The 21,741-nt window shown below is 62.1% G+C and carries 26 protein-coding genes; 12 read left to right on the top strand and 14 right to left on the bottom strand.

Annotated elements, in window-relative coordinates; all coding sequences use genetic code 11:
* Nucleotides 1–5 precede the first annotated feature (5 nt).
* The 10 genes from pufA to LHAB_RS09125 all read left to right on the top strand — a co-directional run bounded on the left by pufA (nucleotide 6) and on the right by LHAB_RS09125 (nucleotide 8,468).
* Nucleotides 6–215 (top strand): light-harvesting antenna LH1, alpha subunit, encoded by a 210-nt coding sequence (gene pufA / locus LHAB_RS09080; protein WP_090045568.1) that lies wholly within the window; start codon nucleotides 6–8, stop codon nucleotides 213–215.
* An 83-nt stretch (nucleotides 216–298) separates the two neighbouring features.
* Nucleotides 299–1,135, top strand: a complete 837-nt coding sequence (pufL, locus tag LHAB_RS09085) for a photosynthetic reaction center subunit L (RefSeq protein ID WP_090045570.1) — start codon at nucleotides 299–301, stop codon at nucleotides 1,133–1,135.
* A 49-nt stretch (nucleotides 1,136–1,184) separates the two neighbouring features.
* Entirely contained in the window at nucleotides 1,185–2,162 is a 978-nt protein-coding gene (pufM, locus tag LHAB_RS09090; RefSeq protein ID WP_090045573.1) for a photosynthetic reaction center subunit M, read from the top strand.
* A complete protein-coding gene (pufC, locus tag LHAB_RS09095; RefSeq protein WP_228763394.1) occupies nucleotides 2,159–3,220 on the top strand; it encodes a photosynthetic reaction center cytochrome PufC in 1,062 nt (353 codons plus the stop codon). Before pufM ends, pufC begins: the two co-directional genes overlap by 4 nt.
* Before the next feature lie 35 nt (nucleotides 3,221–3,255).
* On the top strand, nucleotides 3,256–4,134 hold the full coding sequence (locus tag LHAB_RS09100) for a hypothetical protein (RefSeq protein ID WP_228763395.1): 879 nt from the start codon (nucleotides 3,256–3,258) through the stop codon (nucleotides 4,132–4,134).
* Nucleotides 4,127–5,659 (top strand): 1-hydroxycarotenoid 3,4-desaturase CrtD, encoded by a 1,533-nt coding sequence (gene crtD, locus LHAB_RS09105; protein WP_090047844.1) that lies wholly within the window; start codon nucleotides 4,127–4,129, stop codon nucleotides 5,657–5,659. Before LHAB_RS09100 ends, crtD begins: the two co-directional genes overlap by 8 nt.
* Nucleotides 5,656–6,519, top strand: a complete 864-nt coding sequence (locus LHAB_RS09110) for a carotenoid 1,2-hydratase (RefSeq protein WP_090045576.1) — start codon at nucleotides 5,656–5,658, stop codon at nucleotides 6,517–6,519. Before crtD ends, LHAB_RS09110 begins: the two co-directional genes overlap by 4 nt.
* A 137-nt stretch (nucleotides 6,520–6,656) precedes the next feature.
* Entirely contained in the window at nucleotides 6,657–6,809 is a 153-nt protein-coding gene (gene pufB, locus LHAB_RS09115; RefSeq protein ID WP_019429105.1) for a light-harvesting antenna LH1, beta subunit, read from the top strand.
* A 12-nt stretch (nucleotides 6,810–6,821) separates the two neighbouring features.
* The gene (locus tag LHAB_RS09120; RefSeq protein ID WP_090045578.1) at nucleotides 6,822–7,016 is read left to right on the top strand and encodes a light-harvesting protein; all 195 of its coding nucleotides are present in this window, start codon (nucleotides 6,822–6,824) and stop codon (nucleotides 7,014–7,016) included.
* A gap of 54 nt (nucleotides 7,017–7,070) precedes the next feature.
* A complete protein-coding gene (locus LHAB_RS09125; protein WP_090045581.1) occupies nucleotides 7,071–8,468 on the top strand; it encodes a PucC family protein in 1,398 nt (465 codons plus the stop codon).
* A gap of 231 nt (nucleotides 8,469–8,699) precedes the next feature.
* On the opposite strand, the gene LHAB_RS09130 is transcribed toward LHAB_RS09125, so the two are convergent.
* The 4 genes from LHAB_RS09130 to LHAB_RS09140 form a co-directional block, all read right to left on the bottom strand.
* Nucleotides 8,700–8,993: an RNA recognition motif domain-containing protein gene (locus LHAB_RS09130; RefSeq protein WP_019425964.1), complete on the bottom strand. Its 294-nt coding sequence runs from the start codon at nucleotides 8,991–8,993 to the stop codon at nucleotides 8,700–8,702.
* A 118-nt stretch (nucleotides 8,994–9,111) separates the two neighbouring features.
* Entirely contained in the window at nucleotides 9,112–9,264 is a 153-nt protein-coding gene (locus LHAB_RS14665; protein WP_194943141.1) for a hypothetical protein, read from the bottom strand.
* A gap of 313 nt (nucleotides 9,265–9,577) precedes the next feature.
* The gene (locus LHAB_RS09135) at nucleotides 9,578–9,778 is read right to left on the bottom strand and encodes a hypothetical protein (protein WP_369814111.1); all 201 of its coding nucleotides are present in this window, start codon (nucleotides 9,776–9,778) and stop codon (nucleotides 9,578–9,580) included.
* A 58-nt stretch (nucleotides 9,779–9,836) separates the two neighbouring features.
* Complete coding sequence (locus tag LHAB_RS09140) at nucleotides 9,837–10,595, bottom strand: aspartate/glutamate racemase family protein (protein ID WP_228763396.1); 759 nt, start codon at nucleotides 10,593–10,595, stop codon at nucleotides 9,837–9,839.
* Between the two features lie 259 nt (nucleotides 10,596–10,854).
* Between LHAB_RS09140 and LHAB_RS09145 the strand changes: the two genes are divergently transcribed.
* Together LHAB_RS09145 and LHAB_RS09150 are read left to right on the top strand one after the other, a co-directional pair.
* Complete coding sequence (locus LHAB_RS09145) at nucleotides 10,855–11,835, top strand: Bug family tripartite tricarboxylate transporter substrate binding protein (RefSeq protein WP_194943142.1); 981 nt, start codon at nucleotides 10,855–10,857, stop codon at nucleotides 11,833–11,835.
* A 113-nt stretch (nucleotides 11,836–11,948) separates the two neighbouring features.
* Nucleotides 11,949–12,590 (top strand): flavin reductase family protein, encoded by a 642-nt coding sequence (locus tag LHAB_RS09150; protein WP_090045587.1) that lies wholly within the window; start codon nucleotides 11,949–11,951, stop codon nucleotides 12,588–12,590.
* 13 nt (nucleotides 12,591–12,603) lie between these two features.
* On the opposite strand, the gene LHAB_RS09155 is transcribed toward LHAB_RS09150, so the two are convergent.
* From LHAB_RS09155 to bchM, 10 genes are read right to left on the bottom strand one after another with little or no spacing between them, the layout of a single operon-like run.
* Nucleotides 12,604–13,047, bottom strand: coding sequence for a BLUF domain-containing protein (locus LHAB_RS09155; RefSeq protein ID WP_090045592.1), 444 nt, complete (start codon nucleotides 13,045–13,047; stop codon nucleotides 12,604–12,606).
* Nucleotides 13,048–13,057: 10 nt separating this feature from the next.
* On the bottom strand, nucleotides 13,058–14,152 hold the full coding sequence (locus tag LHAB_RS09160) for a phytoene/squalene synthase family protein (RefSeq protein WP_228763397.1): 1,095 nt from the start codon (nucleotides 14,150–14,152) through the stop codon (nucleotides 13,058–13,060).
* Nucleotides 14,139–15,716 (bottom strand): phytoene desaturase, encoded by a 1,578-nt coding sequence (locus tag LHAB_RS09165; RefSeq protein ID WP_194943143.1) that lies wholly within the window; start codon nucleotides 15,714–15,716, stop codon nucleotides 14,139–14,141. Before LHAB_RS09165 ends, LHAB_RS09160 begins: the two co-directional genes overlap by 14 nt.
* 8 nt (nucleotides 15,717–15,724) lie before the next feature.
* Nucleotides 15,725–16,510, bottom strand: a complete 786-nt coding sequence (puhE, locus tag LHAB_RS09170) for a putative photosynthetic complex assembly protein PuhE (RefSeq protein ID WP_090045594.1) — start codon at nucleotides 16,508–16,510, stop codon at nucleotides 15,725–15,727.
* A complete protein-coding gene (gene acsF / locus LHAB_RS09175; RefSeq protein WP_090045597.1) occupies nucleotides 16,504–17,586 on the bottom strand; it encodes a magnesium-protoporphyrin IX monomethyl ester (oxidative) cyclase in 1,083 nt (360 codons plus the stop codon). The genes puhE and acsF overlap by 7 nt, the downstream gene beginning before the upstream one ends.
* 29 nt (nucleotides 17,587–17,615) lie before the next feature.
* Nucleotides 17,616–18,098 carry a photosynthetic complex assembly protein PuhC gene (gene puhC / locus LHAB_RS09180; protein ID WP_090045600.1) on the bottom strand — a complete coding sequence of 161 codons (483 nt, stop codon included), beginning with the start codon at nucleotides 18,096–18,098 and terminating at the stop codon, nucleotides 17,616–17,618.
* A complete protein-coding gene (gene puhB / locus LHAB_RS09185) occupies nucleotides 18,095–18,772 on the bottom strand; it encodes a photosynthetic complex putative assembly protein PuhB (protein WP_090045603.1) in 678 nt (225 codons plus the stop codon). Before puhB ends, puhC begins: the two co-directional genes overlap by 4 nt.
* Nucleotides 18,769–19,533 (bottom strand): photosynthetic reaction center subunit H, encoded by a 765-nt coding sequence (gene puhA / locus LHAB_RS09190; protein WP_090045604.1) that lies wholly within the window; start codon nucleotides 19,531–19,533, stop codon nucleotides 18,769–18,771. The genes puhB and puhA overlap by 4 nt, the downstream gene beginning before the upstream one ends.
* Before the next feature lie 28 nt (nucleotides 19,534–19,561).
* Entirely contained in the window at nucleotides 19,562–21,022 is a 1,461-nt protein-coding gene (locus LHAB_RS09195) for a BCD family MFS transporter (protein ID WP_090045606.1), read from the bottom strand.
* Nucleotides 21,019–21,726, bottom strand: a complete 708-nt coding sequence (gene bchM / locus LHAB_RS09200; protein ID WP_090045609.1) for a magnesium protoporphyrin IX methyltransferase — start codon at nucleotides 21,724–21,726, stop codon at nucleotides 21,019–21,021. Before bchM ends, LHAB_RS09195 begins: the two co-directional genes overlap by 4 nt.
* Nucleotides 21,727–21,741 lie beyond the last annotated feature (15 nt).

Raw genomic sequence — 21,741 nt, forward strand, 5'->3', positions numbered from 1 at the left:
TCACCATGTGGAGAATTTGGCGACTTTACGACCCTTTGCGTGCCATGGTACTGCAGGGTATTTTCTTGTTTGGCCTGGCCGCGATGATTCACCTCATCTTGCTCAGCACCAACAAATTCAACTGGCTCGACGGCGCGAAAAAGCCCGTAGCAGCATCGGCGCAAAACTCGCCGCTGCCGACTGCAGTGGCTTCGCTCCCAGCGCCCAAGTCCTGATCCAGGACTTGCCGTCCAGGTGCTGTCATTGGACCCGTTCAATGCAGCACCTGTTCATCCACTGAAAGCAGGAGGACCCAACCATGGCCATGCTGAATTTTGAGAAAAAGTACCGTGTTCGCGGTGGTACCCTGCTGGGTGGTGATTTGTTCGACTTTTGGGTCGGACCGTTTTACGTCGGCTTTTTCGGCGTGACAACCTTGTTCTTTTCGTTCCTGGGTACAGCCCTCATCTTGTGGGGTGCCTCACAAGGGCCTACCTGGAACATTTGGCAAATCAGCATCGCACCGCCTGATTTGTCGTATGGCTTGCGATTTGCGCCCTTGATGGAGGGTGGTCTGTGGCAGCTCATCACGGTGTGTGCCATTGGCGCCTTCGGCTCATGGATGATGCGTGAGGTCGAAATTTGCCGCAAGCTTGGCATGGGCTTTCATGTGCCCGTGGCCTTTGGTGTGGCCATCTCGGCCTACGTTACTTTGGTGGTCGTGCGTCCGGTGCTCATGGGCGCTTGGGGCCACGGCTTCCCGTATGGCATCTACAGCCACCTGGACTGGGTGTCCAACGTGGGCTACCAGTACCTGCACTTTCACTACAACCCGGCGCACATGATCGCCGTGAGTTTCTTCTTCGCCAGCGTGTTTGCACTGTCGCTGCACGGCGGTCTGGTCCTTTCCTCCACCAATCCACAGCCTGGACAAGTGGTCAAAACGCCAGAGCATGAGGACACCTTTTTCCGCGACTTCATCGGCTATTCGGTGGGCACATTGGGTATCCACCGAGTCGGCCTGTTCCTGGCATTGGCGGCTGTCTTGTTCAGTGCGCTGTGCATCGTGCTCAGTGGTCCTTTCTGGAGCCGTGGCTGGCCCGAGTGGTGGAGCTGGTGGCTGAACCTGCCGATCTGGTCTCAGTGGCCTGTGTGAGTCGGACGAGAAAACCCGTCCGAATCTGAAGAATATAGGAGTACCGTAAATGGCCGATTATCAAAACCTGTTCACCACGGTGCAAGCCGTGGGACCAGTCCATCACGGGGTTGAACTGGGTCACGGAAACAGTCCGCGCACCGGACAACCTTTGATCAATTACTGGATCGGCAAATTGGGCAACGCCCAGCTGGGTCCGATTTACCTGGGGGGCCTGGGTTTGGCCTCACTGGTGTGTGGCTTGATCGCCTTCACCTTGATCGGCATGAACATGCTGGCCTCGGTCAACTACGACCCGATCCAGTTCGTGCGCCAGCTGTTCTGGCTCTCGCTGGAGCCGCCGCCGCCCAGTTATGGCCTGAGCATGCCTCCACTCAACCAGGGCGGATGGTTCCTCATCGTCGGTCTGTTCCTCACTGCGTCCATCATGTTCTGGTGGGCCCGCACTTACCGGCGCGCGGTCGAGCTGGGCATGGGTTTGCACATCGCTTGGGCTTTTGCCGCAGCCATTTGGTTGTTCTTGGTGCTGGGCTTGTTCCGTCCCATCTTGATGGGTTCATGGGGTGAGGCTGTGCCTTACGGCATCTTCTCCCACCTGGACTGGACAGCGGCCTTTTCGCTGCGCTACGGCAACCTGTTCTACAACCCATTCCATGCGCTGTCCATTGTGTTTTTGTATGGCTCAGCCTTGTTGTTCGCCATGCACGGTGCCACCATTTTGGCTGTGACCCGTTACGGTGGTGAACGCGAGATCGAGCAGATCACTGACCGGGGCACAGCCTCGGAGCGTGCGGCCTTGTTCTGGCGCTGGACCATGGGCTTCAACGCCACCATGGAATCGATTCACCGCTGGGCCTGGTGGTTCGCCGTCCTCTGCCCCATCACCGGCGGCATTGGCATCTTGCTGACCGGCACCGTGGTGGATAACTGGTACCTGTGGGCCATCAAGCATGGCGTGGCGCCACCGTACCCCGAAATTTTTCCAGCGATGGTTGACCCCGCGCTGAGCACAGGAGTCAAGCCATGAACCCGAACACCCCACACCCATCCAGCTGGTTCGGCCGCATGGCCAAAGGCTTGGGCCTGGCACTGGTCGGTCTCGTGCTGGCCGGTTGCGAACGCCCGATTCCCGAATCGGTGCAAAGCGGCTACCGGGGCACCGGCATGGCACAGATCTACAACGCGCGTTTGCTCGAAGTCAAAACCGAAAAGAACCAGCCGCCTGTGGCTATTCCATCGGCGGGTTCTGACGGGCCTAAGGCCTCGCAGGTCTACAAGAACGTCAAGGTTTTGGGCGACCTGAGTGTGGGCGATTTCAACCGCCTGATGGTCTCCATGACCAGCTGGGTGGCGCCCAACGAAGGCTGCGCCTATTGCCACGCCTTGCCCAACTTTGAAGACGACAGCAAGTACACCAAGGTGGTGGCGCGGCGCATGGTCGAGATGACCCAGCACATCAACGCCGACTGGCAGCCACACGTCGCCCAGACCGGGGTGACCTGCTACACCTGCCACCGTGGCGAGCCTGTGCCCAATGCCATCTGGTTCAAGTCCAACCCGCAGCCTTATGGCTCCAACTTCATGGGCGACAAGGCCGGACAAAACGAGCCGTCCCCCGTGGTCAATTTGTCATCCTTGCCCAACGATCCTTTCACACCCTTTTTGCTGGACAAGCAAAACATCCGTGTGAATGGCCCCACCGCGCTGCCGTCGGGTAACCGCCAGTCGATCAAGCAAGCCGAGTGGACCTATGGATTGATGACGCACATGTCGACTTCGCTGGGCGTGAACTGTACCTACTGCCACAACACGCAGTCCTTCCAGAACTGGGAAAACAGCCCACCGCAACGCACCACCGCCTGGCATGGCATCCGCATGGCGCGGGACCTGAACTTGACCTTCATGGAGCCTTTGACCGAAGTCTTCCCGGCGCACCGCAAGGGCCCCATGGGTGATGTGGCCAAGCTCAATTGCGCCACTTGCCACCAAGGGGCCTACAAGCCGCTGAACGGTGCGCCCATGGCCAAGGACTTCCCCGAGTTGCTCAAACCTGCTTTGGCTGCGTCCAAAGTGGCGGCCAAGTAGTTCGCCCCACCTTGACTTGCTGACCGGACCCCGTCATGGAAGCCCTTACACCCCTTCATGACCCGCTGTCCGGCGTGGTGGTGGTGTTGCTGGCCGATTTTTTGCGCCAGCACCAGGGCTGGGGCTGGTTGCGTCTGGTGGCCGGGGCCACGCCCTACAAGGACGTGCCCGGTCTGACCATGGTCAAGGTCATGGGCAGTGGACATGGCGGGGGCTTCAGCTTGCGCCCCAGTGCCACGCACCAGGGCCTGATCTGCACCTTCAGCCACCTCGATCTGGCCCTGAAGTTTCTGGACAGTCCTGCGGTTCAGGCCTACCGCAGCCGCGCCCGCGAATGCTGGACGGGTGTGTTGTCCGTGCAATCGGCCCGGGGCCATTGGGACAAACAAGCCTGGCAAGCGAGCAGCGCGCAAGCGCTGGGCTTGTCTGGCGAGAATGAAGACAAGGGCGAGCAGGGCGATCCAGGCCTGGGTTGGGCGGGCAGGCCGCACAGCGGTCCTTTCGCTGTGCTCACCCGCGCCAGCATCGTGCCCACCAAGGCCATGGCTTTTTGGCGTTATGCCCCCGCTGCGCAAGCTGACTTGGGGCAAGCCCCCGGTTGCCTGTTGGCCATGGGCCTGGGCGAAGCGCCTTTGGTGCGCCAATGCACCTTCAGCCTGTGGCAGGACACGGCCGCCATGCTGCAGTATGCCCGCCAGGGCGCCCACCAAGTGGCCAGCGCCGCCGCTTACAAGCACCAGTTTTTTTCTGAATCGCTGTTCGTGCGCATGCAGGTGCTGCAGATGGCCGGTGCCTGGCAAGGCCGCAGTTTCGATGCGCCCGCCTTGGCCGTTCAGAGCACCGCCCCAGCCGATGCAGCGCTGGCCGGCAGCCGCCTGGCTGGTGTGCCCAGCCTGGAGGTCAGCCATGTCTGAGCACCGCGTCGTCATCGTCGGCGCGGGCATGGGCGGTTTGTGCAGTGCGATCCAGCTCGCACACCAAGGGCTCGATGTCACCGTGGTCGAAGCTTCGGGTGCGCCCGGCGGCAAGGTGCACAGCCGCGAAGTGAACGGCGCACACATTGACAGTGGTCCCACCGTGTTCACCATGCGCTGGGTGTTCGATGCCTTGCTGCGCAGTGTGGGCACCAGCGTCGAAGCCGAGATGCAGATCACGCCGCTGCAGGTGCTCGCCCGCCACTTTTGGCCCGATGGCAGCCAGCTCGATTTGTCGGCCGATGCCCGCGAGAGCGAAGCGGCGATTGCCGCTTGGTCCAGTGGTGATGAGGCCCGGCGCTTTCGGGATTTTTGCAAGACCACGCGCCAGCTCTACGCCACGCTCGAAGGCCCCATGATCCGCGCCCAGCGCCCCAGCATGGGCGGCTTCATGGGCGACTTGGGATTCAAAGGCCTGGGCGTGTTGGCCCAACTCGGGCCCATGCGCAGCCTGTGGCAACAGTTGGGACACCAATTTACCGACCCGCGTCTGCGCCAGCTTTTTGCGCGCTACGCCACGTATTGCGGCTCATCGCCTTGGCATTCGCCCGCCACCCTCATGCTGATCGCCCAAGTCGAGATGGACGGGGTCTGGTCGGTCGAAGGCGGCATGGTCGGCATGGCCCAGGCATTGGCCCGTGTGGCCCGCCGCCGAGGCGCGGTGTTCCGCTACCACAGCAGCTGCCAGCGCATTGAGCAGCGCCAAGGCCGCGTGTGCGGTGTTCACCTGCAGTCGGGCGAATTTTTACCGGCCGACCGCGTTATTTTTAATGGCGACGCCGCCGCTTTGCGCCAAGGCTTGTTGGGCGACGACGTGCGCCGCGCTGTGCCAACAGACGCGCCGCCACGCTCCTTGTCGGCCTTGACCTGGTCCATGCACACCCCCGCCGAAGGCGTGGCGCTGGACCGGCACAACGTGTTTTTTCAGAGCACCTATGCCAGCGAGTTCGAAGACATCTTCGAGCGCCAGCGCTTGCCCGAGCAGCCCACGGTCTATGTCTGTGCACAAGACCGACCCGCTCAGTTGCCGCACGGCCAAGCCGAGCGCCTGTTTTGTTTGGTCAACGCCCCCGCCTGCGGTGACGGCAACGCAATCACCGAGGAGGCTTTAGAACAATGCCAAACGCACACCTTTCAGCACCTGCGTCAACTGGGCCTGCATCTGCAACCGTCGGTGACCAACAGCCTGCGCACGACGCCGCAGGATTTTCATCGGCGCTTTCCGGCCAGCGGCGGGGCACTGTACGGGCAGGCGACGCACGGCTGGACCAGCATCTTCAGCCGACCTGGCTCCAGCACACCCCTGCAGGGCCTGTATCTGGCGGGGGGCAGCGTGCACCCGGGGCCGGGCGTGCCGATGGCGGCTTTGTCCGGGCAGCGGGCGGCCGAGGCGCTGATGGCGAGCCTCGCTTCGACCAGCACGTTCCCGACGGGGGCTACCTTTGGTGGTATGTCGACGCCATGAGTGACGACGGCCAACACGGCATCACACTCATTGCTTTTGTGGGCAGTGTGTTCTCGCCTTATTACGCTTGGGCGCGTGGGCGCGGCCGTGCCAACCCGGACCACCACTGCGCCCTGAACGTGGCCATTTACAGCAAAGGCCAAGGCCGCTGGGCCATGACCGAGCGTGGCCAGCGCCACTGCGCTCGCAGCGCCCGACAGTTCACCATCGGCCCGAGCCAGCTGAGCTGGGATGGCGACTGCTTGACCATCGACATCGACGAGGTGTGCATGCCCATCCCGCGTCGCGTGCGTGGCCGCATCAAGCTGTGGCCGCAGCAACTGTTTGGCTACTCCACGCCATTGGATGTGGCTGGCCGGCACCGTTGGGGTCCGTTGGCGCCGGCCTCGCGCATCGAGGTGGACCTGAACGCCCCCGATTTGAAATGGCAAGGCCACGCCTACCTCGATTCGAACGAAGGCGATGAGCCGGTGGAGCAAGGTTTTCACACCTGGGACTGGTCTCGGGCCCGCAAACGTGACGGCAGCACCCTGGTGTTTTATGACATGCAAGCGCCCGGTGCCGAAGACCGCGTGCTGTCGCTGCGCTTCACACCACAAGGGACGGTGGAGCCCATCGCCACGCCCCCGGTGCAGCGCTTGTCCAAGACCGGTTGGCGCATCGACCGCCGCATGCGCAGCGCGCAAGCCGTGCGCGTGCACGAACAACTCGAAGACACGCCGTTTTATCAACGTGCCTTGCTGCAATTTGAACACGCAGGCGAGCCCTTGCTCGCCTTTCACGAAACCCTGTCGGTGCCGCGTCTGGTGTCACCGGTGGTTCAAGCCATGCTGCCGTTTCGCATGCCAAGGCGGGCTTGAGATGATTCGCTTGACACCTTCCACACCTGGGCCCAAGAGGCCCAGCTGCGCCCGGTTTCAGGCACCCCCATTCCTGGCCGTGGTGGCCAAGAATAGCCCTCGTGCGGGCCGTGCACGTCTTCTGCAAGGAGAAAACTATGTCTAACTCAGACAAAGTCTGGCCAACGGGACTGACCGAGGCCGAATCGGAAGAGATTCACCGCAATCTCATCCAGGGTACGCAGATTTTCGGCATGATTGCCGCATTTGCTCACCTGCTGGCCTACATCTATTCACCCTGGCTCAAGTAAAGGAAAATCATCATGATCTACTCGAAAATGTGGTGTGTGGTGAAGCCTTCGGTGGGTATTCCGGTGTTCATTGCGGCTGTGGCGATCTCGTCTTTCAGCGTGCATTTGGCCCTGACAACCAACACCACCTGGGTGAAAAGCTTCCTGAACGGTGGTACCAAAGTGGTCGCGACAGCGCCTACTGCGGATGCTGCAGTGAAGAAGTAAAGGGTGAAAGCCCGAACGGCCAGGCGCGCAAGCGCCTGGTCTTTCTCTTGACTTATGAACACCACCAAAAATCGCAGCAACTGGGGCATGGCTTTGGCCAGTTGGGGTCCCCGATTTCTCCCTTTTGCCGACGCCGCCAGTGATGACTTACCGCTGTCGCGTTTGCTGCGCTTGTCACTGTTCCAAATTTCTGTGGGCATGGCCATGGTCATGCTGGTGGGCACCCTCAACCGCGTGATGATCGTGGAGCTCAAAGTCTCCGCCACGCTGGTGTCCTTCATGGTGGCCTTGCCCTTGCTCGTGGCCCCTTTGCGCACGCTCATTGGTTTTCGTTCGGACAACCACCGCTCCCAACTGGGCTGGCGGCGCGTGCCCTACATCTGGATGGGCAGCCTGCTGCAGTTTGGCGGCTTTTCCATCATGCCGTTTGCGCTCTTGGTGCTCGCCGGTGCCGGGCAAGCCAGCCAGGCGCCGGCCTGGGTCGGCCAGCTGGGCGCGGCGGGCGCGTTTTTGTTGGTGGGCTTGGGCATGCACACGGTGCAAACCGCAGGTCTGGCGCTCGCCACCGACTTGGCCCCACCCGAGCGCCAGCCCCAGGTGGTGGGCCTCATGTATGTCATGCAGTTGATCGGTATGATCGGCAGCGCCTTGGTGCTCGGCTATTTGCTGCACGACTACAGCCCCGGTCAACTGATTCGCGTGGTGCAGGCCGTGGCGGTGACCACGCTGGTGCTGAACGTGGTCGCCTTATGGAAGCAAGAGCCGCGCAGCCGGCTGCGCAAACCCGGCACACCCGTTGAGCACAGCTTTGCACAAGCTTGGCAACTGTTTTGCCAAGGACCCAACACTTTGCGCCGCTTGCTGGCGGTGGGCCTGGGCACCATGGCCTTCACCATGGAAGACGTGTTGCTCGAACCCTACGGCGGCGAGATTTTGCACATGAGCGTGTCCAGCACCACCTTGCTTTCGGCCACTCTGGCGCTGGGCGGCCTGCTGGGTTTTGCCTGGGCTTCGCGCGTGCTGGGGCGCGGCGGCGACGCCTACCGCATGTCCGGCTGGGGGGCCTGGGTCGGTTTGCCTGCCTTCGTCTGCGTCATTGCTTCTGGCCCTCTGGCCATGCCCGCCTTGTTTGTGCTGGGCATTTTCATGATTGGCTTGGGGGGTGGTTTGTTTGCACACGGCACCCTCACCGCCACCATGCAGCTGGCCCCACCAGGCCAGATCGGACTGGCCATGGGCGCCTGGGGCGCTGTCCAGGCCACGGCCGCTGGCGTGGGCATGGCCGCAGGCGGCTTGGTGCGCGACGGCGTGGCCTTGATCAGCGACCCCGTCATGGGCTACTCGGCTGTTTACGCCATTGAAATTCTTTTGTTGGGCATGACCTTGTGGGCCATGGGACCTTTGCTGCGTTCTGCGACCCCCACTGTACGTCCGCCCGGCAACTCTGCATAATCTCTACCCACGCCATTTCAAGATCACCCTGTAACCCAAGGACTCACCATGGAAATCAAACACATCCTCATCATCATGTTCGTGGTTTTCGGCCTGTTCATGTTGGCCAACTGGTTCAACCGTCCCAAGCGCCCACGCAAGTAAACCGCCCCAAGGTTTGGGGCTTTCCAAAAAGCCCCGCCCACAAAAAAGCCGCTGTGAAGCGGCTTTTTTGTGGGCGACTGAATCAGATCAGTTGCGTGTGTCGCGGTAACCGCTGCCGTAGCCGGTGCTGGGCTCTTTGGGCTTGGAGATGTTCACCACGATCGAGCGACCGCTGACCGACATGCCGTTGAGGCCCGTGATGGCGGCTTGGGCTTCTTCGGCGCTGGACATTTCCACAAAGGCGAAACCCTTGGAGCGACCGGTGTCGCGGTCCATCATGACCTTGGCCGACAGAACGCCGCCAAATTCAGAAAAGTTTTGACGCAAGCTGGCGTCGTCGATGGTGTAAGGCAAGTTGCCCACGTAAATTTTGCTGCTCATGGTTGAGCCTTTCAGAGAGGTGGCGTGGCGGCTTCAAAACGAAGCCGACATGCAGGGAAAAGCGGATTCCTGGCCAAGGTCGGGAAGCCGCAGGAAAACGCGCCAGGGCCGTGAGGCCTCAGCGCATTTGTTCGGGGCTGGGGCTGTTTTGCAGCCAGTCGCGCGTGGTGTCGAGGACATGGCGCGCAGCATGTTGGGTGAAAGCACAGGCCGTGCGGTGCAGGGCGGGCGTCAGGTTCAGGCCTTGCAGAGCAGGGCGAGCCTGGCGCAAAGCCGTGGCAGCTGTTGTTCGGCCAAGGCCGGTGCAAAAAGGGTGTGTCGAGGGCGAAGCGACCGGGGAGCCCGTGCGGGTGGTAATCGGGAAAATCAAAATCAATCGAGTCGCAAACCATCCAGGGGCTTGCGCAGAGCGGTGAGAAAAATGCCGAGGCCTGCAGCTCAACAGGAGACGGTGTTCGACGTCAATCGATGCCAGTGCAGACGCCTTGTGAGCCTTCTGCGTGTTGTTCATGCGGGTAATGCAGAACAAGGTGCTAATATATTCTCAAATGAAATAAAAGTCAATTGTTTTATTTCTATCGGTTTTAAAGAGGCCAGAGCCCGCTCGCCACTTGGCGCACCATCAAGAGCGGCAGCACCCACATGGTCACACCGATCAGCGCGTCCATCACCTGCCAGGCGCGCGGCTTTGCAAACCACGTTGCCAGCCAGCGCGCCCCACGGCCCAGGACCATGCCCTGCACAAATACAGGCCAAGCCCCAGCCACATTGGCTGGCACACCCATGCGTTGCGCGCTTCAGAGCCCGAAATGAGTCATTGGAGAGAGTGTGTGCCGCGTTTGCTCAGCCATGGCACTGGGCCGGAACCTGCGAGAAGGCTGGGGGCAGACCCACCCATGGGGCGTAAAAACCATCCCGGCTTGTTGGCGCAGCAGGCGCCTTTTGTTGCAGCAAAACCTCCCAACCGGCTTGGGCGCTGTCGATCAGGGGCAGGGGGCAATGGGCTTGCAGCAGCCGGGCGTACCCAGCCAAACCTGCGCCGCCCAGGATGATGGCGGCCACACCCGACTGGGCCGCTTGCTGGCAAGCCTGCGTCAAGCAGCGAATGGCCATGTCCGGGTCGGCCTGCAGCGCCGCCCCGGTGGGGGCCACGGTTTCGATGTGCCGCAGTTGCGCGCCATAACCCAAGCTGTTGGCCAAGCGCTGCAGCATGGGTTTCCAGCGCTCACCGCCGGTCACGATGGCAAAGGGGCCGTGCGAAGCGGCCTGAATGAAGGAGGCCTCGGCCAGACCCGTGACAGGGCAGCCACTGACCTCGCGCAGTGCGAACAAACCTGGGTCGCCAAAGCAGCCAATCAGCACGCCGTCCAGCGGTTGCTCTGGCGTGCCCCGTTGCGTGGTCCACACATCCAAACAAGCATGGGCCGCCACCGCATGGCTGGCTTCGCAGGCGATGTAAGGTGCGCCAAATCGGGCCGTCTGCACCAGCAACTGAACCCCTGGCGGCACTTGGGGCTGCAAGACGTCCTGCAGCCGCTGTGTGGTCAGCGGGTTGGTGTTGGGGTTGATCAGCAAATAGCGGCGCAGTGGGGTGGTGTCCATCCTGGGTTTTCCTGTGGTCATGTGGGTGCTCTTTGCCCCAAACCCGTGCGCGAGTCTGGTTCAAAACAGGGCGGCTCTGGGTGGGTCGGCACCGTTTTGGTGTGCCCAAGCGGCCAGGCCCATGCCAAGCCAGTCGGTATTGTGCATGTCCCGCACCAAGAAGCATCCATCGTGCCGAGTTGGCACACCTCCTGCATAGCCACAGCGCTGGCCGATGGCCAAGCCATTTTTTCAACCCTGTTTTGCTCTAGGAGTCCCCATGAAACGTCGTGAATTATTGGCAGCGGGTGCCGCCACATTGGCCGCCCCGTGGGTCCACGCCCAGTCTTCTGCCTGGCCCAGCAAAGGTCCCATCCGCTTGATCTGCCAATACCCACCCGGTGGCTTGGTGGACACCGTGGCGCGCATGATGGCGCCGCACCTCTCGAGCGCTTTGTCGCAAACCGTGGTGGTGGATAACCGCGCAGGGGCGGGTGGCCTGATCGGCACCGAATTCGCATCGCGCCAAGCTGCCGACGGCTATAACTTGCTCGTCAGCCACGCGTCGGTGCACATCTACGCCACCGCCACGCGGCGCACCATGCCCTTTGACCCCGTCAACGACTTTACCCACATGGGCATGCTGGTGGAAGCACCCATGCTCCTGTTGGTGCGTGCCCAGTCGCCCTACCAAACGCTGGCGCAGTATGTGAACGCCGCCAGGACCAAACCCGTGCGCTTTGGCACCTCGGGCATCGGCTCGGCCAACCACCTGTATGGGGAGTTGCTCAAAATCGAAGGCCAGGCCAGCGAGCACGACCATGTGCCTTACCAAGGCAGCGCCCCAGCCATGCAAGACCTGCTGGGTGGCCAGATCGACAGCGTGTTTGACCCCGTCACCACCAACGTCAACCAGCTCAAGGCCGGCTCGCTGCGAGCATTGGCGGTGTCCACGCCCACACGCATGGCGGCCTTCCCCAACATTCCGACCTTTGCCGAACTGGGCTATGGCTCCCTGACTGGCTCTCAGTGGCTGGGCCTGTCTGCACCCAAGAATTTGCCGGCACCGATTGCGCAGCGCCTGACCGCACTCATCCCTGAAATTTTGGCCAAACCCGATGTCATGGCTCGGCTGGAAGAGGTGCAAACCCTGCCGCGCAAAACACCGGTAGTGGGCGATGATTTCGTGAAACTCATCCAGTCGCAAATCACCAGCTGGAGCGCGGTGGCCAAACGCGCCAAGGTCGAAGTGATCGCCTGAGCGCCAACCAAGGCTTTCATGCCACCACCCGGCGGCAGCATCCAGCGAGGGCTAGACTGGATGCTGCCGTTTTTTGTTGCCCCACCCATAACCCGCACCTTGTGAAATCCCCCATGACCGAAGTCGACTTTGACCAGATCAGCAGCTACCAGCGCTACAAACTCATGGCCAGCCTGATCGTGCCCCGGCCCATCGCCCTGGTGACCACGCTTGGGGCCAACGGGGTGATCAATGCCGCGCCGTTTTCCATGTTCAACATGATCGGTGAAGACCCTCCCATTTTGATGATCAGCATCAACCGCCTGCAAGACGGCCGCCTCAAAGACACGGCCGCCAACATCCTGCACAACGGCCAGTTTGTGGTGCACATGTCCGATGAACCCATGGCGCAAAAAATGCACAACTGTGGCGAGTCCATGCCTTCTGATGTGAGCGAGCTGACCGCCGTGGGCTTGACGCCTGTGCCCTCGCACACTGTGGCGCCACCGCGTATTCAGGAAGCGCCCATTGCTTTTGAGTGCGTCTTGCACGAAAAGCTGGAGACCCCCAGCCGTTACGTCTTCATCGGCCGTATCCAGTGGCTGGCCGCTCGCGAGGGCCTGATCGACACCGAAGCCTGGCGCGTCAACCTGCGCGACTACAAGCCAGTGGCCCGCTTTGGTGCGAGTTTTTACACCCGCACCGAGGACCGGTTTTCACTGTCGGACAAGCCCGGTCAAGCGCCATCGGTCCACACAGCGATTGATCAGATGTGAAGCCACAGGCGGATCAAGCCGCAGGCATCCGAATCGGCTGCCCGGCCTCCAGCAAATCCATCACCTGCTGCATGACCTGCGGACCAGAGGCCGAGTAAGGGTCGAAGTCGGGGTGGTGCAGTTTGACCATGGGGTCGTCCACCGACAGGTGCACCAGCGCCATGGACCATTGGCCAAAGCGGCGTTCGTGGATTTCTTCGTAGTGCAGGATGTCCACGTCCTGGTGGCGGGTGTCGGCGCTGATGCGGCGGTACAAGGCATTCACGCGGCTGCGCTCGCCCTCGATGACTTGGAAGAAAAAGCCTTGACCTTGGCACAACACGCCCGTGATGCCTTGCGCGGGGTTGTTGGCTTGTGCTTGCGCCAAGATGGTGGTGGTCATCGTGGTGGTTTGTGGGCCCACGGCGCGGCTCACGTACAGCAGGCGCACATTGATGCTGTGGCTGGGCACCCTCATCGTCTTGGGCTCATGGTGTGTGGTGCATGGCGTTGCGGTCCAGGCGCTCGTTTTCGCGGCGCTCGAACAAATTGAGCATCCAAGCCACGCGTTGGGGCATGGCCCGGTTGGGAAAATAGGCTTTGTTGCCGGTTTGCTGAGCGGCGTCGCGGCAGCCTTGCACCAGGCCCACGATGGCGGCCAACGGGGCGGGGCTGTGGTCCGCCACGCGGATCCAGTGCACCTGGGTCCAGGCGCTGGCCAGCAGCATGAGCTTGCGCGTGGTGCTGACCACCGTGCGTTTGTTGACCGAGTCCAGGCCTTCTCGGCGCAGCTGGTGGCCGATTTCGGCGTAGATCATGCTTGCCGCGCAAATGGCGGCGCGGCAGTCAGGCGGTAAGGCCGCAATGCCCGAGTGGGCTTGTTTGTAAAGGCGATCGGCCTCATCGAGCAAACGCGCCACCACCTGCGCGATGGCCGGGGTAAAGCTGGGTTGGGCCATCCAGGCTTCGGGTTGCACACCCGCTTCGATCAGCCAGCGGCGCGGTAAATACAGTCGGCCGATGCTGGCGTCATGCCCCACATCGCGGGCGATGTTGGTCAGCTGCATGGCCACGCCCAGCTCGCAAGCGCGCGCGAGCGTGTCCATGCTTTGTGGGCCCATGATCCAGCTCATCATCGCGCCCACACTGCCCGCTACCCGCGCACCGTAGGCGTGCAGGTCTTCGATGCTGTCGTAAGAGCGGCCCCCAGCGTCCCAGGCAAAGCCTTCGATCAGCGCGTCCAGCAAATGCCGTGGCAGTTTGTACTGCTGCACCACCAGGCTCAGCGCGTGGTCTTCCACATGGTCGTGCGGGGTGCCGGCATAGATGGCGTCCAAGCGCTCTTGCAGCACATCGAGCGGGGTGTCGCCCGCAGCGGCTTCGTCCACCAAGTCGTCGGCCACGCGGCAAAAGGCGTAGAGCGCGATCGCGGCCGTGCGCACGCGGGGCGGCAGCAGGCGGCTGGCGGCAAAAAAGGTTTTGGAGCCGCCCTGCATCATGGCCACGCAGGCCTGCAGGTCTTGCGAGTCGAAGTCGAGTTCTTGCAAGCTCACGGCGTTGGGAGTGCGTTCAGACGTTGACATGGGGGACCACCGATTCCAAAGCTTTGGCCGACATGAGCACACCCGGAACGCCCGCGCCCGGGTGTGTGCTGGCGCCCACCACAAACAGACCCGGCACATCCTCGCTGCGGTTGTGGGGGCGGAACCAGGCGCTTTGCAGCAGCAAGGGCTCTAGGCCAAAGCCCGCGCCTTTGTAGGACCACAAGTTGTCCTGAAAATCCTGCGGTGTGCTGACCTTGCTGGTCACGATGCAGTCGCGCAAGCCGGGCAGCACGCTGGCCTCCAGGCTCTCGGCAATCGCGGCGCGGTAGGTTTCGGCAAAGGCGGGCCAGTCGGTCCCGCTGTCCAGGTGCGGCACGGGCGAGAGCACATAAAAGGTGTCGCAGCCCTCAGGCGCCAGCGAGGGGTCGGTGGCGGTGGGGCGGTGCAGGTACAGGCTGAAGTCGTTGGCCAGTTTGTGCTTGTTGAAAATGTCTTGCAGCAAGCCTTTGTAGCGCGGGCCCAGCACCATCATGTGGTGCGGCACGTCTTTGTATTGTTTGGAGGTGCCAAAGTACCAGACAAACAAGCCCATGGAGTATTTGCCGTTGGCGATTTTGCGGTCGGTCCAAACGCGGCGGTGCTCGGAGGCCACCAGGTTTTTGTAGGTCCAGGCGGTGTCGCCGTTGCTGACCACGATGTCGGCGGGTATAAATTCGCCGTTTTGTAATTCGATGCCACAGGCACGGCCGTTTTCAATGCGAATTTGTGTGACGGGTGCGTTGCAACGCAGTGGCACGCCGCGTTCTTCCAGTAGGCTGACCAGGCCTTTCACAATCGCCCCGGTGCCGCCCATGGCCGAGTGAACACCCCAAGTGCGTTCCAGCGAGTTGATGAGGGCGTAAGCGCAGGTCACGGCAAAGGGGTTGCCGCCGATCAGCAGCGGGTGAAAGCTCATCACGATGCGCAGCTTGTCGTTTCGCATGTGTTTGGCCACCAGGCTGTACAGGCTGCGCCAAGCGCCCATGCGCAAAAAGTCGGGGATGGCGGCCATCAGGTCGCTGACCTTGTCAAAAGCCATGTCGCCCATGCCCTCAAAACCCAGCGTTTTGCAGCGCTCGGCTTCTTCCAAAAAGCGTTCGTAGCCGGGCAGGTCGTCGGGTTCAAAGCGGGCGACTTCGGCGCGCATGTGCTCTGGGTCGCCGTTGTAGTCGAACCAGGTGCCGTCTGCAAAACGCACGCGGTAAAACGGGTCCATGGCGACCAGCTTCACGTCGCCCGCAAAGCTTTTGCCGCACAGCGCCCACAGCTCCTCGAGCAAGAACGGTGCGGTGATGATGGTGGGGCCAGCATCAAACGTGAAGCCATCCTGGTGGTGCACATAGGCGCGGCCACCTGGGGCGTCGAGTTTTTCAAAGACTTTGACCTCGTAGCCCTTGACGCTCAGGCGAATCGCGGCGGCCAGCCCGCCAAAGCCGCTGCCAATGACCACCGCCACCGGGCGCTGTGTTGTGCGGCTCCCCTCACCGGCATGGGGGCGCGGTGGGATGCTGGGTGTGTCAAAGCCATCGGCGCGCAAGGCGGGGGTGAGGGTCAAGGTGTTCATGGGGGCCTTCAAGGGGGTGAGGTCAAAGCCGGTTTGTTGGTCTGGCCCATGGCCCAACCCCACAGCCGCTCCAGTGGCCAAGGAAAAATCATGATGATGTGTTCAACGATCGCCAGCCCCAACAGCGTGGCCAGCATGACCCAGCCGGTGGTGATGGCCACAGCGCCTTGTTGCGCCAGCCACACCAGCCAAAACCAGGTGCCCATGGCCACACCCATCGAGAGCACAAACCACAGCGACATGCCGGTGGTGGTGCGGAAATAACTGCCCAGGTAATGGAGGTGCGCGGGCAGGTATTGCGCGCCGTTTTGCGGCACACCAAAAAACAAATTCAGTTTGGCCGACAGGCGCATGCACCACAGCAGCGCAAAGGTGCAAATGGCCACATGGCTGGCCTGGCCCTCTTGCATCCACCACAGCACGGCGAAGTTCGCCAGCAAGGCCAGCTCGTGGTACAGCATGACCTGCACCGATTGCACAAAACGTGGCCAGCCCGTGACGCCCGATTCCAGCGGTGTTTTTCTCGGGCCGGTGATCCAGCCTGTGAGAAAGGCCAGCTCGTGCCAGCCCCACATCACGATCACGCTGCCAAAGGCCAAGTAAGCGTTGAACACGCTGACCTCTTGCATGCTGTGGGCCACGCCCCAAAAACTCAAAGCCAACAGCACCGTCCAGCCCGCCAAGCTGAAACGGAAGCTGCGCGCGGGCAGCCGGTCGAGCCACAGGATCACGCCCGTGCCGAGCCACCAGCACAGGGCCGTGAACACGCAGGCCCAAATGACTTCATTCACCATGCGGGTTCCATGCGGACTTGGGGCGACAGGTCTTGCTCAATCACTGGCATGAAGTACAGGCGGGCAAAGGTGGCCGCCGCTTTGACGGCGCACACGCCTTGCTGCAGCTTGCCCACGACGCCGCCTCGCGCCTTGGCTTTTTCCATGGCTTGCGAAATCGCAAACAGGCGCTCCAGGCCTCGGCGGAAGTTGGGGTGGTCGGTGTCGAGCGCCAGCGGGAACACTTGCTTGGTGATCTCGGTGGTGATGCGGAACACTTGGTAGTCGTATTCGCTCGAATCGAGGCCCATGGCTTCGTGCAGCATGGGGCGGGTGTGGTCACGCACGTACATGGTGGCGTAGACGGCGAGCAAAAAGAAGCGGATCCACAGCTTGTTGCCACCGCTGAGCAGCTTGGGGTTGGCGCGCATGATCAGGGCAAAGGATTCGCCGTGGCGGAACTCGTCGTTGCACCACAGCTCGAACCAGCGAAAAATGGGGTGAAAGCGTTTTTCGGGGTGTTTTTCGAGCTGGCGGAAGATGGTGATGTAGCGCGCGTAGCCGATTTTTTCGGACAGGTAGGTCGCGTAGTAAATGTATTTGGGCTTGAAGAAGGTGTATTTCTTGGTGCGCTTCAAGTTGCCCAGGTCGATGCCCAAATTGAAGTCGCGCAAGGACAGGTTGATGAAGCCCGCGTGGCGCGATTCGTCGCGTGCCAAATAGGTCATCAGCTGCTTGATGTCGGGGTTGGTGACGTTCTTTCGGATTTCGTTGTAGAGCACACAACCCGAAAATTCTGAGGTCAATGAGCTCACCAGAAAGTCCATGAATTCTTGGCGCATCTCGGGCGACAGGCTGGCCATGCCCGAGGCCACTTCGCCGGCAAAGGCTTCGTCACGCTGGAAGTGGTCGTGGTTGTTGTCGCCTTCGTACTCGGCCATCATCTTGTCCCATTCGGCGCGCACCGGATCGATGTTGATGCGGTCCATGGCCGCAAAGTCGGTGGTGTAAAAGCGCGGGCTGATCATGTCGTCGTGCACGGCTTTTTTGTTGGCGTCTTCAGCGGTTTCGATGGTGTGGACAGCAGTGGCGGTCATGGTGTTCTCCGGTGCGGGACGTTTCAATTTCAGGGGGCTTTGTGGCCAGCCAAGCGCAAGCTGGCAAACACGGCCGCGTTGCTGGGGCCAAACGACTCCAGGTCAATGCGCTGGCCAGTGCTGGGGTCTTGCAGGGTCAAGCGGCCGTCGGCGCGGCCTATCAATAAAAAGGGGGCTTCTTTGCCCAGACTTTCGCGCTGGCGTTCACGGGCGAGGGCCCGCAAAGTGCTGCGCAAAAAACCTTGCTCGCCAGAAAACACAGCCACTTTTTGGCCGGTGCGGTGGTCCAGCACGGCGATGTCGCCGCTGGGCAGGTCTGTGAATTGCAGGTCGCGCTGCCACTGCACGGCTGCGTCGGGCGTGCGCGGGTCCAGGCCCGACCAGCGGGCCAGACCCACGGCCACCAGCATGGCCAGCAGCATCACGCCGATCCAGGCCATGGGCCGGTTCAGGCCCTGGGTCTGCGTGTCAGGGCGGCTGGGCTGCCAGTCGTGCTTGGGCAGGGTGTTCATGCCAGCATGCCTTGGGTGGGGGTGTTCTGCTGGCTGACAGGGGCGTCACCCAAGTGCAGGCTTTGGCCGGCTCGCTCGGCACGCCAGAGGTTCAGCAGCAACTCGCCCACTTCTTGGCTGTCTGGTACGCAGCGCAAAGTCGGTTGTGGTTGGGTGATGTGCCAGGCGCGTTGGTGTGGCCACAGGTGGACCCAGCCGATGCGGTCCTCGGCGTGCAAAGCCAGCGCGATGTCGCCGGTGCCAGCGCCTTGGGTCTTCAAAGAGGCGCCTGCGATGCGTTTGAAGGGCAGGTTGAAGGTCAGGGTGAGCACGATGCCGATGCGCATCACCACACGCTTGTTGGTCAGGGTGTAGAGCGTGCTGCGCGCCGACATCCAGGCCGAGCCCAAGAGCAGGGCCAAGGCCAGGGCGTACAAGCTGGCGGCCACGACCAGGGGTTTCCAGTCGACCTCTGTCAGGGGCTTCCAGCCAGTGCCGCTGTCAGGGGCCGTCAGGTTGAGGGCTTGCACGGCCAGCATCAGCGCAAAGTACAGCGCGACCTTGCGCACATGAAACGCGTGGATGGCCAGACGTTTCCAGTCGGGCGCGCCCTGCCAGACCACACGCTCGCCCTTGGGCAGGGCGCTGGGCAGGCCAGGGGCGGCTTCCCACTCGTGTTCGTGGGTGGCTTTCATATGATGGGTTCCTGACGCTCAGGCGTGGCGTACAAGGTGCCTGCACCGTAGTAGGCCGTGATTTTTTCTTCTTCGAGCAGGGTGATCTGTTCGTTCGATTGGGTTTGTGGCACGTTGGCAAACTGGTGCGCCAGGATGGCTTGTACATGTGTGCCGTCTTTCTTGATGCGTGCAAAAGTCATGGGCAGCAGCACGCGTTTTTCGGAGCCTGCCAGTTGCACTTCGGCGAAGCGGAACATCATCTCCATGCGGTCCACCCAGAGTTCGACCACGGTGCCCGCGATTTGTTGGTCAGCGCCCCAGACGGGCAGGCCGCGTGGATCGACGTCTTGCTTGGCCACCGAGTGGTCGGTGGCCACGCGCAGCGGCACGATTTTGGGGTGACCGTGCGGGTCAGCGTCAGGAATGTCGGCACGCATGGCCCAGGCACCCGGGCCCACGCCTGCGAGCAAGGGGTCGCCCACGGGTTCCAGGGGTGCGCCGTTCCAGCCGTGTGTGGGCTGGCCGCTGTAAGTGCCGTCAGGACGGGCCAGATCGGGCGACAAATAGGTGTGGCCGTCTTGGGTCTTGAAAGCCTTGGGCTCAGGCACAGGGGGCCAGCCGTCGATCTTCGGGCCGTTCTCGCGTCCCGAGTCCATGGGATAGCCCTCGCGGTGGTTTTCACGCAAGAGGTAGTAAATCAATCCGGCAAAAAATGCCCAGAACATGTACAAAACGATTTGGGCCACATCGATGTACTGTGTGATAGCGCCTGTTTCCATGGCTGTGCTCCTTCAAAAAATCTGTGCGTCAGCCTGGCAGTTGTGCCAGACCAAAGGGGGTTGAGGGGGTGCTGGGGCGCTGGGCTTTGGCCCTGGCTTCCAAGCGGCTGGCGCGCAACATGGGGCCCAAGGCCACCAGTACGACAAACAACAAATACATTTCCAGGTGGTAGACGAAGCTGTAGGCGGTGATGGGGGTGACCAGCACCTCGCCCAAAGCGCCCGACATGGCCAGCACCGACACGCCGTCGCGCAAAGCACCGCCCAGTGCCATGGCCGCGCCTGCGCTGGTCGCTTGCACAGCGCCCCAAGTGCCGATGACCAGACCGCCGAGCTTGCCCAGCGGGCTGCCGTCTTGGGCCATGCCCATGGCCGTGACCAGCATGCCCACAGAAAACAAGCCGCCACTGAAACCGATCAGGCCCACGCCGATGCGGAACATCCAGGCCGCTTCGAGGGGTCCCGAAAAAATCACCATCGCAAAAGCGGGCAAGCCCAGCAGCACGCCCAGGCTGGCCAGGCGGCAGGCGTGCATGCCACCCGACAGCCAGCGGGTTGACAAGAGGAAAGCCAGCAAAGCACCTCCGGCACTCAAGGCTGTGAGGGCGCTGGTTGCGCCCACGTCGAGCTTCAAAATCTCGGCCGCATAAGGCTCGAGCACGATGTCTTGCATGTTGAAGGCAAAGGTGCCCAAGGCCAGCGTCCACAAAAAACGGCGCATTTGCGGCTGGGCCATCAGGCCCCGCCAGCTGCTGGCAAAGCCACCGGCTTCGCGGCGACCGCGCTTGACGCCACGCGCCTCTTGTTTCCACAGGGAGGCCAAGTTCAGTACCGCCACCATGACGGCGCAGCCTTGCACCAGCTGGATGAGTGTTTGCGGGCTGAAGTCACTGAGGATCAGGCCGAACACTGCGCTGCTGGCGATCATGCCCACCAGCAGCATGCTGTAGAGCAAGGCCACCACGCGGGGTCGTTTCTCGTCGCTGGCCAAGTCGTGCGCCAGCGCCATGCCCGCGGTTTGCGTGACCTGGATGCCCGCGCCCACCAGCACAAAGGCCAGACATGCGCCGAGCTGCCCCACCCACAGGTTGGCGGCTTCGCGCTCTGACAAGAGCAACAGGGCAAAAGGCATGATGGACAAGCCACCAAACAAGAGCAAAGTGCCTGTCCACATATAGGGAATGCGGCGCAGACCCAGCGCAGAGGGGTGTGTGTCGCTGCGGTAGCCGATCAGGGTGCGCAAAGGTGCAAACACCATGGGAATGGCCACGGCCAGCGCCACCCACCAAGCGGGCACCTGCAGCTCCACGATCATGACCCGGTTGAGCGTACCCACCAAGAGTGTCGTCACCATGCCGATCACCACCTGAAACAGCGACAGGCGCAGCAAGCGCGCCATTGGCAGCTCGGGCGAAGCCGCATCGGCAAACGGCATGAAGCGCGTGCCGTAGGCCGTGAACCAGCGGGGCATGGGAACGCGCAGTTTCATGAACGGGTCCACTCCCAGGCTTGCGAGGTGTAAAAGCCGCTGGCCACGCGCTGCATGCGCGCGCCTTGCCAGCCCTGCAGATCGATGTGGTTTTGCATGCGTTGCAGCAAGTCGGCATGCGCCACGGGTGACAAAGAGGGTGAGCGGTCGCTGCGCGGAAACAAGCGGCCCGCGCTGTGCATCAAGGCCAAGAGTGGCGTGCGCGGCGCAAACGTGAAGGCCATGGAGCCGCGTGTGCGCTGGGCCAGGCCTGCCAATGCTTCGGCGATTTGGTCGCTGTCGTAGTGAATCAGCGAGTCCATGCATACCACATGGTCGAAGTGGCCCAGATCGGGGCTGAGCATGTCGCCTGACATGAATTCCACCGAGCCGGGCAAGGTGGGGTGCTCGGCCGCCATGCGTTCGGCGGCGAGCTTGACCAAGGTGGGCGACAGGTCAATGGCCACCACTTGCGCACCACGCAGCGCCGCTTGCAGGGCCAGCGCGCCGGTGCCGCAACCGGCGTCCAGCACGCGCTTGCCGCGCAGGTCTTGCGGCAACCACGACAGCAGGGTTTCGCGCATGGTGTCGCGCCCGGCGCGCACGGTGGCGCGGATGCGGCCCACCGGCTCGTTCGAGGTCAGGCGTGCCCAGGCATCGGCCGCGGTGCGGTCAAAGTAGTGCTCGATCTGGCTGCGGCGTTGTTCGTAAGCGGTGGTGTTCATCGGGTGCTTTCCGTG

This window comes from Limnohabitans sp. 2KL-27 (genome assembly GCF_001269345.1).
GTDB lineage: Bacteria > Pseudomonadota > Gammaproteobacteria > Burkholderiales > Burkholderiaceae_C > Limnohabitans_A.

What these genes read in the sequence shown, in the direction of transcription:
- LHAB_RS09140 (WP_228763396.1), bottom strand. Translation starts at nt 10,595, where the DNA reads ATGGACACCACCCCACTGCGCCGCTATTTGCTGATCAACCCCAACACC.
- LHAB_RS09150 (WP_090045587.1), top strand. Translation starts at nt 11,949, where the DNA reads ATGACCGAAGTCGACTTTGACCAGATCAGCAGCTACCAGCGCTACAAA.
- pufC (WP_228763394.1), top strand. Translation starts at nt 2,159, where the DNA reads ATGAACCCGAACACCCCACACCCATCCAGCTGGTTCGGCCGCATGGCC.
- LHAB_RS09155 (WP_090045592.1), bottom strand. Translation starts at nt 13,047, where the DNA reads ATGAGGGTGCCCAGCCACAGCATCAATGTGCGCCTGCTGTACGTGAGC.
- pufB (WP_019429105.1), top strand. Translation starts at nt 6,657, where the DNA reads ATGTCTAACTCAGACAAAGTCTGGCCAACGGGACTGACCGAGGCCGAA.
- LHAB_RS09100 (WP_228763395.1), top strand. Translation starts at nt 3,256, where the DNA reads ATGGAAGCCCTTACACCCCTTCATGACCCGCTGTCCGGCGTGGTGGTG.
- puhB (WP_090045603.1), bottom strand. Translation starts at nt 18,772, where the DNA reads ATGAAAGCCACCCACGAACACGAGTGGGAAGCCGCCCCTGGCCTGCCC.
- pufL (WP_090045570.1), top strand. Translation starts at nt 299, where the DNA reads ATGGCCATGCTGAATTTTGAGAAAAAGTACCGTGTTCGCGGTGGTACC.
- puhA (WP_090045604.1), bottom strand. Translation starts at nt 19,533, where the DNA reads ATGGAAACAGGCGCTATCACACAGTACATCGATGTGGCCCAAATCGTT.
- bchM (WP_090045609.1), bottom strand. Translation starts at nt 21,726, where the DNA reads ATGAACACCACCGCTTACGAACAACGCCGCAGCCAGATCGAGCACTAC.
- LHAB_RS09165 (WP_194943143.1), bottom strand. Translation starts at nt 15,716, where the DNA reads ATGAACACCTTGACCCTCACCCCCGCCTTGCGCGCCGATGGCTTTGAC.
- LHAB_RS09135 (WP_369814111.1), bottom strand. Translation starts at nt 9,778, where the DNA reads ATGGGTGTGCCAGCCAATGTGGCTGGGGCTTGGCCTGTATTTGTGCAG.
- pufA (WP_090045568.1), top strand. Translation starts at nt 6, where the DNA reads ATGTGGAGAATTTGGCGACTTTACGACCCTTTGCGTGCCATGGTACTG.
- crtD (WP_090047844.1), top strand. Translation starts at nt 4,127, where the DNA reads ATGTCTGAGCACCGCGTCGTCATCGTCGGCGCGGGCATGGGCGGTTTG.
- LHAB_RS09160 (WP_228763397.1), bottom strand. Translation starts at nt 14,152, where the DNA reads ATGTCAACGTCTGAACGCACTCCCAACGCCGTGAGCTTGCAAGAACTC.
- LHAB_RS09130 (WP_019425964.1), bottom strand. Translation starts at nt 8,993, where the DNA reads ATGAGCAGCAAAATTTACGTGGGCAACTTGCCTTACACCATCGACGAC.
- LHAB_RS09145 (WP_194943142.1), top strand. Translation starts at nt 10,855, where the DNA reads ATGAAACGTCGTGAATTATTGGCAGCGGGTGCCGCCACATTGGCCGCC.
- puhE (WP_090045594.1), bottom strand. Translation starts at nt 16,510, where the DNA reads ATGGTGAATGAAGTCATTTGGGCCTGCGTGTTCACGGCCCTGTGCTGG.
- LHAB_RS09110 (WP_090045576.1), top strand. Translation starts at nt 5,656, where the DNA reads ATGAGTGACGACGGCCAACACGGCATCACACTCATTGCTTTTGTGGGC.
- LHAB_RS09195 (WP_090045606.1), bottom strand. Translation starts at nt 21,022, where the DNA reads ATGAAACTGCGCGTTCCCATGCCCCGCTGGTTCACGGCCTACGGCACG.
- pufM (WP_090045573.1), top strand. Translation starts at nt 1,185, where the DNA reads ATGGCCGATTATCAAAACCTGTTCACCACGGTGCAAGCCGTGGGACCA.
- acsF (WP_090045597.1), bottom strand. Translation starts at nt 17,586, where the DNA reads ATGACCGCCACTGCTGTCCACACCATCGAAACCGCTGAAGACGCCAAC.
- LHAB_RS09120 (WP_090045578.1), top strand. Translation starts at nt 6,822, where the DNA reads ATGATCTACTCGAAAATGTGGTGTGTGGTGAAGCCTTCGGTGGGTATT.
- puhC (WP_090045600.1), bottom strand. Translation starts at nt 18,098, where the DNA reads ATGAACACCCTGCCCAAGCACGACTGGCAGCCCAGCCGCCCTGACACG.
- LHAB_RS09125 (WP_090045581.1), top strand. Translation starts at nt 7,071, where the DNA reads ATGAACACCACCAAAAATCGCAGCAACTGGGGCATGGCTTTGGCCAGT.